The 14692-nt window shown below is 49.3% G+C and carries 14 protein-coding genes; 8 read left to right on the top strand and 6 right to left on the bottom strand.

Annotated elements, in window-relative coordinates; genetic code table 11:
- Positions 1-1123: 1123 nt before the first annotated feature.
- A complete protein-coding gene (locus SIB64_RS09420) occupies positions 1124-2458 on the bottom strand; it encodes a pentapeptide repeat-containing protein (RefSeq protein WP_413439977.1) in 1335 nt (444 codons plus the stop codon).
- 564 nt (positions 2459-3022) lie between these two features.
- Here SIB64_RS09420 and SIB64_RS09415 point away from each other — a divergent pair.
- From SIB64_RS09415 to SIB64_RS09395, 5 genes are all read left to right on the top strand, one after another.
- On the top strand, positions 3023-3214 hold the full coding sequence (locus SIB64_RS09415) for a hypothetical protein (protein ID WP_413439976.1): 192 nt from the start codon (positions 3023-3025) through the stop codon (positions 3212-3214).
- Between the two features lie 120 nt (positions 3215-3334).
- Positions 3335-3862, top strand: coding sequence for a tetratricopeptide repeat protein (locus SIB64_RS09410; protein ID WP_413439975.1), 528 nt, complete (start codon positions 3335-3337; stop codon positions 3860-3862).
- 276 nt (positions 3863-4138) lie between these two features.
- Positions 4139-4825 (top strand): hypothetical protein, encoded by a 687-nt coding sequence (locus SIB64_RS09405; RefSeq protein WP_413439974.1) that lies wholly within the window; start codon positions 4139-4141, stop codon positions 4823-4825.
- Between the two features lie 338 nt (positions 4826-5163).
- Positions 5164-5775 (top strand): DJ-1/PfpI family protein, encoded by a 612-nt coding sequence (locus SIB64_RS09400; RefSeq protein ID WP_413439973.1) that lies wholly within the window; start codon positions 5164-5166, stop codon positions 5773-5775.
- Between the two features lie 527 nt (positions 5776-6302).
- On the top strand, positions 6303-6596 hold the full coding sequence (locus SIB64_RS09395) for a thioredoxin family protein (protein ID WP_413439972.1): 294 nt from the start codon (positions 6303-6305) through the stop codon (positions 6594-6596).
- Between the two features lie 263 nt (positions 6597-6859).
- Here SIB64_RS09395 and SIB64_RS09390 read toward each other — a convergent pair whose 3' ends face one another.
- From SIB64_RS09390 to SIB64_RS09380, 3 genes are all read right to left on the bottom strand, one after another.
- Positions 6860-7564, bottom strand: a complete 705-nt coding sequence (locus SIB64_RS09390) for a calcium-binding protein (protein WP_413439971.1) — start codon at positions 7562-7564, stop codon at positions 6860-6862.
- 349 nt (positions 7565-7913) lie between these two features.
- On the bottom strand, positions 7914-8387 hold the full coding sequence (locus SIB64_RS09385) for a hypothetical protein (protein ID WP_413439970.1): 474 nt from the start codon (positions 8385-8387) through the stop codon (positions 7914-7916).
- An 8-nt stretch (positions 8388-8395) separates the two neighbouring features.
- Positions 8396-8725, bottom strand: a complete 330-nt coding sequence (locus tag SIB64_RS09380) for a nucleoside triphosphate pyrophosphohydrolase family protein (RefSeq protein WP_413439969.1) — start codon at positions 8723-8725, stop codon at positions 8396-8398.
- 54 nt (positions 8726-8779) lie between these two features.
- Here SIB64_RS09380 and pyk point away from each other — a divergent pair, with 54 nt between their 5' ends.
- From pyk to ftsH, 3 genes are read left to right on the top strand one after another with little or no spacing between them, the layout of a single operon-like run.
- On the top strand, positions 8780-10564 hold the full coding sequence (gene pyk / locus SIB64_RS09375) for a pyruvate kinase (protein WP_413442964.1): 1785 nt from the start codon (positions 8780-8782) through the stop codon (positions 10562-10564).
- Between the two features lie 4 nt (positions 10565-10568).
- Positions 10569-11798 (top strand): ABC transporter permease, encoded by a 1230-nt coding sequence (locus tag SIB64_RS09370; RefSeq protein WP_413439968.1) that lies wholly within the window; start codon positions 10569-10571, stop codon positions 11796-11798.
- Between the two features lie 57 nt (positions 11799-11855).
- Positions 11856-13772: an ATP-dependent zinc metalloprotease FtsH gene (gene ftsH / locus SIB64_RS09365; protein WP_413439967.1), complete on the top strand. Its 1917-nt coding sequence runs from the start codon at positions 11856-11858 to the stop codon at positions 13770-13772.
- A gap of 112 nt (positions 13773-13884) precedes the next feature.
- Here ftsH and SIB64_RS09360 read toward each other — a convergent pair whose 3' ends face one another.
- Complete coding sequence (locus SIB64_RS09360; protein WP_413439966.1) at positions 13885-14028, bottom strand: DUF2256 domain-containing protein; 144 nt, start codon at positions 14026-14028, stop codon at positions 13885-13887.
- Entirely contained in the window at positions 14025-14681 is a 657-nt protein-coding gene (clpP, locus tag SIB64_RS09355) for an ATP-dependent Clp endopeptidase proteolytic subunit ClpP (protein ID WP_413439965.1), read from the bottom strand. The genes SIB64_RS09360 and clpP overlap by 4 nt, the downstream gene beginning before the upstream one ends.
- Positions 14682-14692: the final 11 nt, after the last annotated feature.

The raw sequence follows: 14692 nt of genomic DNA, 5'->3' as shown, positions 1-14692 counted from the left end.
GAAATGGCGGAGCATGCAAACTCTTCACACCCTATCTCACCCCACACATTAAAATTATTCCTAATCATCATGCCTTATCGACAAGACTTTCACAGAACTGGCATTGTTATTGAAGAAGGCCCAGTGCCCTTTGGAATGGGCAGTGACACAGCTAATCCTGAATGTAGCGCTATTACTTATCTTAATACATTTGAAATAATCATCAACTCAAAATCCAATGGTAAGTTGTGTAATCTTGAAGAAGTATCCTCTTATAGTTTTTAATATTCATTTAACTTGTATCCATTGAAGCCCTCTCCGTCAGAAATGACGGGGTTTTTATTGTGAGCAGCTATATCAAAAACCTGCAGAAGATGCGTTGGTAAAACTGTGCACCGCCTAACTGAGTACCCGTGTTCTGGATAGGTTAGGAGTAAATCACAGTGTGATTATGTCGAAATGTCGTTGACCGGTTATTGTTTGAGAGCCATGGCTACAAAAAAATTCTTGGTCCTTTCTCGAAATATTGACGGGAATCGTTCTCCTTCCATTTATTCTTACTGCCTTTTTCGGAGGTTTGCTATTTTCTGTTTTTTGCCTTTCATTGGCATGGCGAACGGCTCCTATATGTGGTAGGCCACTTGGTTCAATTCCTAATATTATTATTTGCTTATTAGGCATTGCACTTGGAGTTCTTCTTTGGATCTCTCTATTCTTGCCATTACTTAAGGGAGTAAGTATTTGGCAAGAAGGCATCGCATGATTTTTATTATATTTATCACTGGTTGGTGCAACTCCAATTGCAGGCTTCCCTGCGATCTTGCTTTACGGTCCTGGCAAAAAATCAAGGAGGCCTAAATAGCCTTGAAAGCTATCACTCCTTAAATGTCATGCGGAGCGCATGTACCTGTATCACCGAATCGCCAATGATGTAGATGGCTTCATTCATACTTAGCCCCGCTCGCTTGGCGGGGTTTTTGGTGCTCAGAGGCTGAAGCTGGTAGGCATAAAAATACTGGACAATCACAATTAGCTTCGACAATACGACTTAATGCCATAGTCAACTATTAATTCAAACAAGGAAATTCAAGAGATGACAATGAGCAAAAGAAATACCAAAATAATTGACTAACCTATTTTTCATTTAGTAAAAGCCGCAGTTTGTATTTAAGTCACTGTTGCTCCCATCAGGACAAATTGTATTACTCCAAAATGTCTCCTTCCTCATTTCAATCGCGAACAGTGGCTTGCCCTTCGCGCCTGTGAGGTCAGCATCCGTAAAATTTGCTCCGGCAAATTGCGTTTTATATATTTTAGCGCCTGTGAGATCTGCCCCCGTGAAATCCGTAAACTTATCACCGCGTTTTCTCCATCCAACACGTCCAATGTTACTGGGACATGTCGAGTCTGGCCCTTTAGGAGATGCATTTCTCAAGTCCACATTATTCATTTTCGCGTTTATAAATTTGGTACCAGCTAAATATGCACCGGTCAGATCCGCGTTAGTCAGATCCGCGCCACTGAAATCCACATCTCTCAGTTTCGTATATATTAGGCTAGTTCCACTCATTTTTGCATTTATCAGTTTAGCGCCCGCCATTTCCCCTAATTGTACCCACGCATTATTCAGATTCGCATCAGTCAGATCCGCACCAATGAAGTCCGTAGCAGCTAAATAAGTACTCTCATTGCTGCTACTACTAAAGTCTGCACCAATTAAATTTGCGTCTCTAAAAGAAGCGCCTCCAAGGAGCGAATCAGTAAATTTCGCTCCATTCAACTTGGCATTTCGAAAGTTAACTCCCCCCATGAAATTCTTGCCGCTGAGGTCTACACCCTGCAAGTCCCACTGACCCTTTATGAGTTTGTCTCTTTCACTAATAGCAAGATCTTGTTGGGTAAATGCATCAGCTTCTGACAATTCGTCTATTGCTGCCAATTGCTCGTCCAATTGAGATATTTGTGATTTCAAGTTTAATATTGTTATATCACGTTCGGCCAATTCATCGCTATCAGGTATTTTTTCTTGCAACTTTGATATTTGTGATTTTAAGTCTAAAATTGTTAGATCACGCTCTGCAACTGTTGCCGAGAGGTCTTCATTTGTGTCGTCATCAATCGTGTCGTTATCTGAGTGTTCCTTGGCGACAACAAATTTTGGCTTCATCTTTACCCTGCCGGAACCTCTTGCCTGGCTCACTTGAAGAGAAAATATTTGTTCATCTCCCTCGAAATCTAGTTTTTTTTCACCCTTAATAAAATTCGCTTCGTCGCCATTATTATCTGTTATGCGAACCGTCAGGTCTGCACTATCAGCACCCAAAAAAATCTTATCAGCATCAAGTTTCAAATTACGTGTTTTCCATTGGTCAAAGCTTTTGCGGGTCGTAAAAGACAGTTCTTCTCCATTGGAGTTGAATACCGATGCAAGAAGGCCGGTATATACGCGATTAAGCTGTGCAACCAACCTAAAGGACATCGTTTTTGCTGATTACTCATCTAACTTCTTAGCCAAGTAAGATCTTCTCATCGTATTTCTTCATATTATTTATCTATTGCGTCAACTGTTATCCCGTTACGCGGATAACAGCTGCCCAGATTCCATGGATCGAAGTGGTGGCCTTGATGGCTCTATCTCTATCGGATCTGGAGCAACTGGCAGCCCGTTAATAGATTTAATGCAATCGAAGGTCCAGATCAGTAGCGGTTGGATTTCCACGGGTACTGGTCCATCTGACGCAGACCAGCAAACGATTACAAATGGCTGGGGAAATCCGGTCATCCAAGCCTCTGAAGAGCGTTCACTGAGCTGTAATGACCGGAAGGCCAGCAGGAAAACGACCTGCTCAAGAATCATGTTGGAGTGCTTGAACAACAGCAGCTGTAGGAGCAGAACCACACCCCACAGCAGGACAAACACGCTGCTGATGAATGCCAAGCGCTGGTGGTCGATGGCTATGGAATGCAGGTCATCGAGTGAGTCAGTGATTTCGGAGATGGTGTGTTCATCGGAGGGAATAACTCTCCACCACCTTGCAAACCAATGACCAACACGGAATTCACACTTGATCAATTGAAATTCCATAAAGGTGGATCAAGTCGTTATCGTTTTGAATTGCGTACAATAAGCAAGAAGCAGCAATCAGCTAAATCACTTACGGAAAAGCAGTTTAAATATCTTCCCGGCGATGACTTCCTGCCTGGCGATGACTTCATCCATGGTGAGATGTATTGACAATTAATACGTCAATGTACCCATAGACCCGTCAACCATGGCGGAGTTTATGCTGGTAAATTCAATACAGACAAAAATCGGTAATACCTCTACTTATGCTAATACCAGCAGCTTCAGAAGATGTCTTGCCGAACGATTATCATTGCGGCTACACTTCCTGCTTTTATATTTGGATCTTCGTTGATTTCCGGCTGTTCAAATCCTTCGGAAAGGATTGATTACTATGATTTCATGAACCAATCACAGTTAGAAAAAGAAGTGTTAAGTGAGATTGATGATTTAAGTAAAGAGATAGAAAATGATCTTGAGAATGCAGATGCTTACATTAAGCGTGCAGATCTGAAACTGAGAATGCGAGATTTCACAGGTGCTATAGCTGATTACACAAAGGCTTTAAAAATCAAGCCTCAGAATGTAGATGCCTACAGTGGTCGTAGCCGTGCAAAAGATGAATTAGGTGACTCCAAGGGGGCCATCGCAGATCTGGATCAAGCGATAGTGAACGATCCTCATAATGAACTTCACTACAGTCTTCGTGGCCAATACAAAAAGCTGTTGGGTAATCAAGAAGGTGCCTGCGCCGATTGGACTATGGCGGCAGAATATGGCAGTGATTATGCTGCAAAAATGGTTAATGATCAATGCTGACATCTGTCACTATCTGATTTCAAACGCGTACAGCACACTTGCCCGTCAGCAATGACGGGGTTAATTAGTCAATCTGCTTGCGATGGGCCAACCCCGACCAGGAGGTGAACCACATTGGGGTCGTGGGAAAACCAGTCGCTTGATGGGTTTTGGCACCTGTGACCAACCTCACAGGGACTGCTGACGCAGGTCATCGAGTGAGGCAGTGATTCCGGAGATGGTGTGTTTATCGACGGGGGAGCCCCCAAAGACACAAACCACACACTTCTCAAGACAATGTTCCAACTCATCAAAGCCAACAAAAAAGGCGTCTCCAGTATTCCCGAAGTTCTTAAGAAAGAAGGTTTGCATATTGGCAATAAATCGGCAGCAAATTATTTCAAGGAAGTGGGGCAAAAAGGCCTATTCACAATCGATCCAAGAAGCCTTGAGCCTTCATTCGAAAAAATTCAAACAGTCTTCGATGAGTCGGATGCAGAACAATTTGACGAGAGAGCGCATCATTCTGGCATTATGATTGGTGAAAATATTCAAGGAACTCTTGTAAATGACTCAATCACAGTAAATACACGGAATCCATGGGGAATACATCAGCACGTTGACTACTGGACGGTTGTGGAGGCCAAGGGCGGAAATGACACGATTATCAATGCTCATCAGCACGAAGAAGGAACACTAACTCAGCATGTTCGAGTTGTTGGTGGGAAGGGCATTGATTCATTTGTAGCTTTAACTGGAGGTTCTGAAAGTGATCTATCTATTCTCGATATGGAGGCGGGAGAAACGATTACAACCGCTGCAGAATTCAATGTGGCGACAAGGCTTTATGGAAATACGTTTGGCATCAGGAATGCAGAGGGTGACGACAAAATCAGGAGTGCTCAGCTTCCTGAAAATCACACACTTCAACATCTCTATGATCAATCTGGCAACAATGTGTTTATTTGTGTTCCTGAATTTTAAGGGAAGGAGCCGGGGCGCCTGAAGTTCATTCGATGAACTGAAAGCCATACAACACTCTTTCAGGGAAAAGCAGGGCAGGTCGTGTGGTTCCTGATCAATCCCCCGGCAAAACAACACCAATCAGCATCCCCCTCAGCAATGGCGCTGTACAAAAACTGAACGGCTGAGCGCAGGATCCACCACATCGGAGAAGAGAGATCCGGACTAAAAGGGGCATAGCTGCGATCCCTCCGGTCAATGACTGGGATCAATCAGCGTGCCCATCAGCATTTGAGCGCGCGTGTAATGTTGCTTGAGGGATGATAAAGCACTATTTTTAATTGAGCTGACCTTGGATTTTGAATATCGCATTCATTGCTTATGAAGACATGACGGGTCTCGATCTTGTCGGGTTCTTAGATCCTGTTGTAAGGCTAAGAACGATGGGATTCATTCCTGATCTCAGGTATGACATCTGTACCGTTCGAAGTAGCGAGATCACAGATGATCATGGCCTCAAAATAGTTGCCAACAAAGTGGATCAACCCCTCGTGGGTTATGACCTTGTTTTTGTACCCGGAACGTATTACATCGATAAGATCCGCAGAGACGAGAATTTGCTTGATTTGCTGCGAACAGCTAAACAAATACCATTGAAGGTTTCTGTTTGCACTGGTGGCGTTTTGTTTGGTGAAGTTGGATTTCTTCAAGGGCTTCGGGCAACAACCCATCCCAATGCACTGCGCACGATTGAGCCAATGTGTGCAAAGGTTGTGAGAGAACGTGTCGTTGATGAGGGTGATGTGATCACAGCTGGGGGTGTGACTTCAGCCATTGACGCTGGCCTGCATGTGGTGAAACGTCTAGCAGGTGCTGATGTTCATGACAAGATAGCTGTCCAGATGGACTACAGGACGCCGTTCCTGGCATTCAAAGCAGGAGAGAAACGGTTTGATGCACTCATGGAGTGAGACATTTTGCTGAGGGCCTCTTTCATTGATCAATGGTTGTTGTCAACTACTAAGTGGGTCAGGAATCAATGTTGACATCTTACGCTTTCTGATTTGAAACGACTGCATCACATTCACTACCTCACACACAACCAATAAACAACTCTGAACTTTCGATTGAACAACTCGAAACCTGCAGCGGCGGAGCTGCATGGAATCCTGCTGCTTATATCATCGCCAAGGAAGGGACAAAAGCGGTTCCATTCTACAAAGATCTGTACCGGAACCTTAAAGATGGCAAATGTGTTGGTGCAGCAGTTGTAGCCGCTGGCCACAGCTCAGGCACGATTGAAAAAGACTGATCTAAGTCAACATCAACAGAATCCCCCGGCAGCAATGGCGGGTTTATTTTTGAGTCCGTGCGCTTCATCCAAATGGGGGAGTGAACTGGCAAACAAGATCCCACGCATGGGTGATGGAATCTAAAAGTGAATCCCCGATGCTGTGGTGATTGGGGTAAAGGGCCTCATCAATGACGCTTCAACATCATGAAAAAAACAACGCAACCAACCATTCATCTATTCGTTCAGGACGGCTGCCGCCCTTGCAATTACGTTAAGGGTCAGCTTTCAAAAGTCGACGACTGGGAAAATGTGATCATTCTCACTAACAGCAAGCAGGGTGATGAATGGACAGACTTCGCGAAGGAAAGTGGCGTCATCGCGACTCCAACTCTTGTCGCCATCGAGGATGGAAAAGTGGTTGCTCGTCAGACAGGCAGCCAATCGTTCACCAGCGACTTTTTTAAAGGATTGATCAACAAATTCAACGCTGGAGCATGATTGCTTGTCGGGAAGCCCGATGCTCTAGGCAGTGGAGCTGAAAGCGATACAACACCCGCAAGGGAAAAGCAGGGGACGTTGGTGTTGTCGCTATCGATCTCCCGACAAAACAACTCACACGGATAACAGCCCCGCCAAGTACGGGGTTTTTCATTTAACCTTCTTCTAATTATTCGATTGAATACTTATAAAAAGCCCCCGCAGAAGCAGGGGGAGGAGTGGTTTATCAAGAAGGTGATTCAAAATTTGGATTCATCTGCATTTTAAATTCCATCAAGGATCAATCGGCCTCCCCAAGTATGCCTAATTAGATCACTTGGTTTAAATCTTTGAAGGACAGCTAGTAAATCACCACTCCCGTCGAAAATTGCAGTTTCTTCAATACCACGTCCAAAGGTTGAACCATAAGTCCAATCTGACTCAACCGGAATGATGTCATCGCCACTGTTGAAGTCAGTAATGATTGCATGTCCAGCCCCTTTAGTGAGTTCGAATTCGTCATTACCTAGGCCACCGGTAATTAGATCAACACCATGACCTCCACACAAGGTGTCATTTCCTGCGCCGCCAGCAAGGGTGTCATCGTCTTCCCATCCATAAATGAGGTCATTTCCGTAGCCGCCTTGCAGGTAATCATTGCCTTCATCGCCATGCACGCTGTCATTTCCTTCGTCCCCACTCAGGCTGTCGTTGCCTGTCTTGCCGCCCAGGTAGTCATTGCCCCGGCCCCCAATCAGTTTGTCATTTCCTGCGCCGCCATTGAGCATGTCATCACCTCCGTGGCCCCACATCCTGTCGTCACCTCCTTCGCCGAACATATGGTCCAACACATGTCTCCCAAAGAATTCTTCATCCTTCGATGAGCCAATGACATCCCCAATATGCCACCAACCAACTGAAACGGTTGCTTTTTCCATGACTAATAATGCAAGTGGTTGTGGGAATCTCTTCCCGAATGCTTTCACCATCTCAGCTGAATTTTTGATGCTCTGGTTATCTTTTGGTCAGCAGTCAGAGGGAGTTTGGTGAAATACAGGTGAAACTCTCAGCACTGCCAGTTTTTTCTCTAAAAGCACTGCTGTATATGGGATTTGAGGAACGCGGCCCTGCCGAGTAAATGATTCGAATGAACAAAACGAAGGAGCGCCTCAGGTTGACGTTGACGACGTCATGCCGTTTTGCAGCTGAATCACCCTGCTGACTGTTGATATCAGTCGCCCCATCGCCTAGTCAGCCAGGTTCGAATGCCTTTCCCAACGGCCCTGGATTTTTCTTCAGTTCATCGATAAAGCCGGGCAGGCCAGCTGATGGAGTCAGTCAGAACGTGTCTTCGATGTCCTGTTCGAGGGGGAGAAGATCATCATCTTCTGTGGCACGGGTTCTGACCGGCGCATTGAACCCCCTTGCACGGGCATTACGTACATCGAAGGGACCGGGCGTGCCAGCCGGCACGGCCAATCGCAACGCAAAGGCATGAACCCCCGGTGAAACATCCCCGATCGATCCAACCCGTGTTCGGTTCTGGAGAACCGGTTCGCCACTGGAATCGAGGATCCGGGCGTACACATCAGTGTCCACAATCGGCCGACGTCCCGGGTTGTCGACATTGCCGCTCAAGACGTAGCAACTCGCTCCAAGAGGTCTGCTGAAGTCGGGCTGACGCCCTGGGTCCTCCTCCGCGCAGGGGGTGAGCTGAACCTCAGCAAGCCGCAATTCCGCCGCCGCCACCGGCAACGCCAGAACCAGGCCAAGAATCAAGGCCACTACACCGGAGAACAACCTGGGAAACATGAAAGGAGTCAGCGCGAATCACCACTGCCAGAAATCCGGCCCCGTGCGGCTCGGCTGGCAAGTTTGTCGAGATTGGCCGTAGCGATCTCATCAAGGTCATAACCGAGCTCACCTGCCAACTGAGCCACGTACCAGAGAACATCCCCCAATTCGAGCTTGATCGCCTCGCGGCTTGATTCATCAAAGACGCCGTTCTGATCGCGAATTACCTTCTTCACTTTGTCGGCAACCTCACCCGACTCGCCGCTTAAGCCAAGGGTGGGGTAGATCGGATTACTGCCGATATCGGGATATGCAGCCGTTTTTCGTGCTGCACTCTGGTAAGCATTGAGCTCCATGACCTATCAAAATACGCCTGGATGGTAGTTTCCGCACGGTTTTCCGGCCCCGATATGGCCCAGTTCGATCAGAACCGACGGACCAAGATCGTTGCCACCATCGGCCCGGCTACCGAGAGTGCTGAACGCATCCGTGAACTTGTCCAAGCAGGGGCAACCACGTTCCGACTGAATTTTTCGCACGGTGATCACAGCGAGCATGCAGCTCGGATCGCCACCATCCGTCAGGTTTCCACTGAGTTGGGACAGCACATTGGAATTCTTCAGGATCTTCAAGGTCCGAAGATTCGGCTTGGCCGTTTTACAGACGGACCGATCACTTTGGGCAAAGGCGATTGTTTCTCCCTGACGTCCAGGCCCGTCAGCTGCAATCAAACGATTGCCACCGTCACCTACGACAAGTTGGCAGAAGAGGTCACGGCTGGAAGCCGAATTCTCTTGGATGACGGCCGCGTCGAAATGAAGGTTGATCGCGTCGATCAATCAAATCAAACGCTGGAGTGCACAGTCATTGTCGGCGGGGTTTTATCGAATAACAAGGGTGTCAATTTCCCCGATGTTCAACTTTCCGTCCGCGCGCTAACGGATAAAGATCGGGTTGATCTCGCCTTCGGACTGCAGCAGGGGGTGGACTGGGTCGCACTCAGCTTCGTTCGCAATCCTTCGGACATGAAGGAGATTCGTGAGCTCATCCGAAAACAGGGCTTCAGCACCCCTGTGGTCGCCAAGATCGAGAAGTTCGAGGCCATCGATCAGATCGATGCCATCATGCCTCTCTGTGACGGTGTGATGGTTGCCAGGGGAGATCTCGGCGTGGAGATGCCTGCCGAGGAAGTGCCGTTGTTGCAAAAGGACCTGATCCAAAAAGCGAACAGCCTGGGGATCCCAATCATCACGGCCACACAGATGCTCGACTCAATGGCGTCAAGTCCGCGTCCGACGCGTGCTGAGGTTAGTGATGTGGCCAATGCAATTCTCGACGGCACGGATGCAGTGATGCTCTCGAACGAAACTGCCGTGGGTGATTTTCCCGTTGAGGCTGTTCAGACCATGGCCACCATTGCCTGTCGCATTGAAAAGGATTATCCAAGGCGCTCCATCGACAGCCACTTACCCAGCACAATTCCAAATGCGATCAGCAGCGCCGTCAGCACGATCGCGAGTCAACTCAATGCAGCTGCCATTCTTCCTCTGACGAAAAGTGGTGCCACAGCCCACAACGTCAGCAAATTCAGGCCAGCGGCTCCAATCCTGGCGATTACCAGTGAAATTGACGTTGCACGCAAGCTGCAATTGGTCTGGGGGGTGACACCGCTGCTGATCCCGCAGCAAAAAAGCACCTCCGGAACCTTCACCCTGGCCATGGGAGAAGCTCAGGAGAAAGGCCTGTTGCGCGAAGGGGATCTGGTGATCCAAACGGCTGGAACCTTGGCCGGTGTTTCCGGATCCACTGACCTCGTCAAAGTGGGCATCGTGAGCACTGTGCTCGCCAAAGGGAATGGGATCGGTAGCGGCACGGTGAGCGGTCGTGTTCGCTTAGCGTTGAATCCAGGTGATTCCAGCAAGATTGAAGACGGAGAGATCCTCGTAATGCACGACACGACTGCTGAGGATCTTGATGCCATCCGCAATGCATCTGGAGTTGTCACCGAAGCCAATGCTGAAAGCTCCCACGCTGCGGTCATTGCTCAGCGCCTTGGCGTCCCCACCATCACTGGTGTTCCCAATGCCACCAAGGATCTCAGGCATGGCGAAGTGATCACCTTGCAGGTCCGCGACGGTCTGGTCCATCGCGGCACCGGGGTGAGCTCAGCCGCAAGGCTGGATTCCATGCTCTGACCCCATGTCAGGTCGGTTGCCACCCATGGAAACGGTGAGGATGGCCCTCACCACTCTGAAGAGCAACCGACTCCGGAGCTTGCTCACCATGGTGGGCATCGTGATTGGCAATGCATCGGTCATCACGCTTGTTGGGGTCGGGCGTGGCGCCCAGGGGCTGGCTGAAGAGCAGTTGAGCAATCTCGGCGCCAACGTGCTGTTTGTGGTTCCCGGCAACAACGACACCCGGCGGCGGGGGGTTGCCTTCCCTCGCACCCTTGTTCTCGAGGACGCTGAAGCCATTGCCGATCAGGTTCCCAGCGTGAAGCGGGTGGCCCCTCAGATTTCCAGCAGTCAGGTTGTTCAGGCAGGTGCCAGAAGTGCCACGAGTTCGATTTCGGGCATCACGCCCGAATTCCTGACGGTTCGCAGTTTCGATGTTGCTCAAGGTCGGTTCATCAACCAGGAAGACGTCAAAGCAGCCCGGAATGTGGTTGTGATCGGTCCTGATCTCTCCACCAAACTGTTTCCAACCGGCTCACCAATCGGCCAACCGCTGCGAATCGGCAGTCAATCCTTCTCGATCATCGGAGTGATGGCACCGAAAGGAGCAGTTTTCGGAAGCAATCAGGATGAAAATGCTTACATTCCTCTCTCCACCATGGTGACGAGGCTTACGGGTAGAGATCCAACGTTCGGAATCAGTCTGAGTTTCATCAGTGTTGAAGCGAATGATGAATTGAGCACGGGAGCTGCAAAATTTCAAATCACGAATCTGCTTCGGCAACGACACAACATTCTTCGCGACGACGACTTTGCTGTTCGCTCTCAGAAGGATGCTCTCAGCATTGTCGGCTCCATCACTGGGGGGCTGACGCTGATGTTGGCTGCCATAGGGGGGATCTCTCTCCTGGTGGGAGGCATTGGGATCATGAACATCATGTTGGTTTCGGTGAGTGAACGCACCGAAGAGATCGGACTCCGCAAGGCCCTAGGAGCACGCAGCCAGGACGTGCTGCAGCAGTTCATGGTGGAATCGCTGGTGTTGGCCAGCCTCGGTGGATTAATCGGTACCGGGGTCGGCCTTGGAACAGTGGCACTCGTCGCAGCCGTCACACCATTACCGGCGAGCATCGGATCAACCACGGTCCTAGGCACTGTCGCTCTGTCGGGATCGATCGGCCTCTTTTTCGGAGTCGTTCCTGCACGACGTGCCGCTCGACTCGATCCGATTGTTGCCTTGAGGAGTCTTTGAAGGGGTCCTCAGCATTCGCTGCAACTCCTTTACACTCTTTAATCATTTCTCAGGGTCATGAATCAGCGCTGGCGTGTCATCGCTCTATGGCTACTGCCGATCGGGGTGGTCCTGTTGATTGCTTGGCAGGTCTTCAGCAGTGGTGGTGTGAACGGCATGGGGAACAGTGGACCCACCGTTGCCCCTCGCAATTCAGCAGTTGCTCGTATGAGCTACGGCCGATTCCTCGACTACGTCGAAGCTGGTCGAGTCACCGCTGTTGACGTCTACGACAACGGCAGAAATGCTGTTGTTGAAGCCGTTGACCCTGAACTGGACAACCGCGTTCAACGCTTGCGGGTTGATCTACCAGGCCTGGCACCGGAGCTGATCAATACCCTTAAAAATGAAGGCATCAGCTTCGATATCCATCCGCCTCAGTCAGCTCCACCTGCCCTCGGCTTGCTCGGCAATCTGCTGTTCCCTCTGCTTCTGATCGGTTCTCTGATCTTTCTTGCCCGACGCAACAGCGGTATGCCCGGTGGCCCCGGTCAAGCCATGCAATTCGGCAAGAGCAAGGCCCGTTTCATGATGGAAGCCGAAACAGGCGTCAAATTCGATGACGTCGCGGGAGTTACCGAAGCCAAACTTGAACTAGAGGAGGTCGTTACTTTCCTGAAGCAACCTGAGCGATTCACCTCTGTCGGCGCTCAAATTCCAAGGGGGTTATTGCTTGTTGGTCCTCCAGGAACAGGAAAAACTCTGCTTGCTAAAGCGATTGCTGGCGAAGCTGGTGTTCCTTTCTTCTCCTTGTCTGGATCAGAATTTGTCGAAATGTTCGTGGGTGTCGGTGCCAGCCGTGTTCGTGATCTCTTCAAAAAAGCGAAGGAAAACAGCCCCTGCCTCATCTTTATTGATGAGATCGATGCTGTTGGTCGCCAACGTGGTGCAGGTATAGGAGGTGGCAACGACGAACGGGAGCAGACCTTGAACCAGCTCCTGACCGAAATGGACGGTTTCGAGGGAAACAGCGGCATCATCATTATTGCGGCGACGAACCGTCCTGATGTTCTTGACTCAGCTTTGATGCGTCCCGGACGCTTCGACCGTCAAGTCACAGTGGATGCGCCTGACATCAAAGGACGTCTTTCGATTCTCGAGGTTCACTGCCGTAACAAAAAACTCGAATCCGATCTTTCACTCGAGAGCATTGCGCGTCGGACGCCTGGATTCACCGGTGCTGACCTTGCCAATTTGATGAACGAGGCAGCCATCCTTACAGCCAGGCGCCGCAAGGATGCCATTGGCCTTAGTGAAATCGATGATGCCGTCGACAGGATCATCGCCGGGATGGAGGGTCGTCCGTTAACCGACGGACGGAGCAAGCGCTTGATCGCTTATCACGAAGTTGGTCATGCCTTGATCGGTACTTTGGTCAAAGATCACGATCCTGTTCAGAAGGTCACGTTGATCCCACGTGGGCAAGCCCAAGGCTTGACCTGGTTCTCTCCAGATGAGGAACAGTCGCTGGTGACTCGTTCTCAACTCAAGGCCCGAATCATGGGCGCTTTGGGTGGACGGGCTGCAGAAGATGTGGTTTTCGGTCATCAGGAAGTCACCACCGGCGCAGGAGGTGACATCCAGCAAGTTGCCTCCATGGCTCGCCAGATGGTGACTCGTTTTGGAATGAGTGACTTGGGCCCCGTTTCTCTCGAAGGTGGAAACCAGGAAGTATTCCTTGGCAGAGATCTGATGACACGAAGCGATGTCTCTGATTCAATTGCTCGACAAATTGACGAACAGGTTAGAACAATGGTTAAACATTGTTATATAGAAACAGTGAAAATTGTCGCTTCCAACCGTGAGGTGATGGATCGCCTTGTCGACAACCTGATCGAGAAGGAGACAATGGATGGAGACGAATTCAGAGCAGTTGTCTCCGAGTTTGTCGACATTCCAGACAAGGAAAGAACGACTCCGCTTCTTAAAGACTGAAATTAATAAAAAAATCCGGGGTTACCCCCGGATTTTTTAGCGGTGCATGAAATTATTTAATAAGTACTCTTGGCCGGAAAATTTAAGTTGATAAATCGTAAATTAAAACTAGTTACTTTATAAAATTCGTTTTCTTGCGCCTACGACATCGCTCAGAACAGTAAATCACTTCATCCCAGCAACGTTTCCAGGCCTTTCTCCATTGGAAAGGCCTACCGCAGACGGGGCAAATTTTGGAAGGGAGATCTGATTTCAAGCGACAGAATGAACCGGTCGCTTATCAATCACCAGATCAATTAAACCGTACTCAACAGCCTCAGAGGGTGACATGAAAAAATCGCGATCTGTATCCTGCTGGATACGATCGAGGGGTTGTCCAGTGCGGCCAGCGAGCTCCTGATTCAGGCGATCTTTCAGAAAAAGAATTTCATCAGCCTGAATACGGATATCACTTGCCTGACCTCGAGCACCTCCAAGCGGCTGGTGAATCATGATGCGGGAGTGCTGCAGGCTGCTTCTCTTTCCTTTAGCGCCAGCGCAGAGCAAAAAAGCGCCCATGCTTGCCGCCAGCCCAACGCAAACCGTGTGAACGTCTGGCTTGATGTGCTGCATCGTGTCGAAAATTCCCAGCCCGTCATAAACAGAACCACCTGGGGAATTGATATACAGATAGATATCTTTCTCAGGATCCTCAGCCTCAAGAAAGAGCATCTGAGCAACAATTCTGTTCGCCGAGTCACTGGTGACAGCTTCGCCAAGAAAAATGATCCGTTCACGGAGCAGACGTGAATAAATATCGAAGGCTCTCTCGCCCCTTCCGGACTCCTCGATAACGATCGGGATCATCTTCGCTGTACTCGAATGGGTTAATCCTAACGGCGACAACTTCGGCGCTATGGTCGTCGTCATTCATTCCGGAA

Source organism: Synechococcus sp. MIT S1220 (genome assembly GCF_047303025.1).
In the GTDB taxonomy this organism is placed as follows: domain Bacteria; phylum Cyanobacteriota; class Cyanobacteriia; order PCC-6307; family Cyanobiaceae; genus Parasynechococcus.
Note: the sequence above shows the minus strand (reverse complement) of the source record. Positions and strands in the feature narration are given on the sequence as shown.

Bases quoted from the DNA above. Each gene is read 5' to 3' on its own strand.
- SIB64_RS09420 (WP_413439977.1), bottom strand. From the start codon at position 2,458: ATGTCCTTTAGGTTGGTTGCACAGCTTAATCGCGTATATACCGGCCTT.
- SIB64_RS09415 (WP_413439976.1), top strand. From the start codon at position 3,023: ATGACCAACACGGAATTCACACTTGATCAATTGAAATTCCATAAAGGT.
- SIB64_RS09410 (WP_413439975.1), top strand. From the start codon at position 3,335: ATGTCTTGCCGAACGATTATCATTGCGGCTACACTTCCTGCTTTTATA.
- SIB64_RS09405 (WP_413439974.1), top strand. From the start codon at position 4,139: ATGTTCCAACTCATCAAAGCCAACAAAAAAGGCGTCTCCAGTATTCCC.
- SIB64_RS09395 (WP_413439972.1), top strand. From the start codon at position 6,303: ATGAAAAAAACAACGCAACCAACCATTCATCTATTCGTTCAGGACGGC.
- SIB64_RS09390 (WP_413439971.1), bottom strand. From the start codon at position 7,564: ATGGTGAAAGCATTCGGGAAGAGATTCCCACAACCACTTGCATTATTA.
- SIB64_RS09385 (WP_413439970.1), bottom strand. From the start codon at position 8,387: ATGTTTCCCAGGTTGTTCTCCGGTGTAGTGGCCTTGATTCTTGGCCTG.
- SIB64_RS09380 (WP_413439969.1), bottom strand. From the start codon at position 8,725: ATGGAGCTCAATGCTTACCAGAGTGCAGCACGAAAAACGGCTGCATAT.
- pyk (WP_413442964.1), top strand. From the start codon at position 8,780: ATGGCCCAGTTCGATCAGAACCGACGGACCAAGATCGTTGCCACCATC.
- SIB64_RS09370 (WP_413439968.1), top strand. From the start codon at position 10,569: ATGTCAGGTCGGTTGCCACCCATGGAAACGGTGAGGATGGCCCTCACC.
- ftsH (WP_413439967.1), top strand. From the start codon at position 11,856: ATGAATCAGCGCTGGCGTGTCATCGCTCTATGGCTACTGCCGATCGGG.
- clpP (WP_413439965.1), bottom strand. From the start codon at position 14,681: ATGACGACGACCATAGCGCCGAAGTTGTCGCCGTTAGGATTAACCCAT.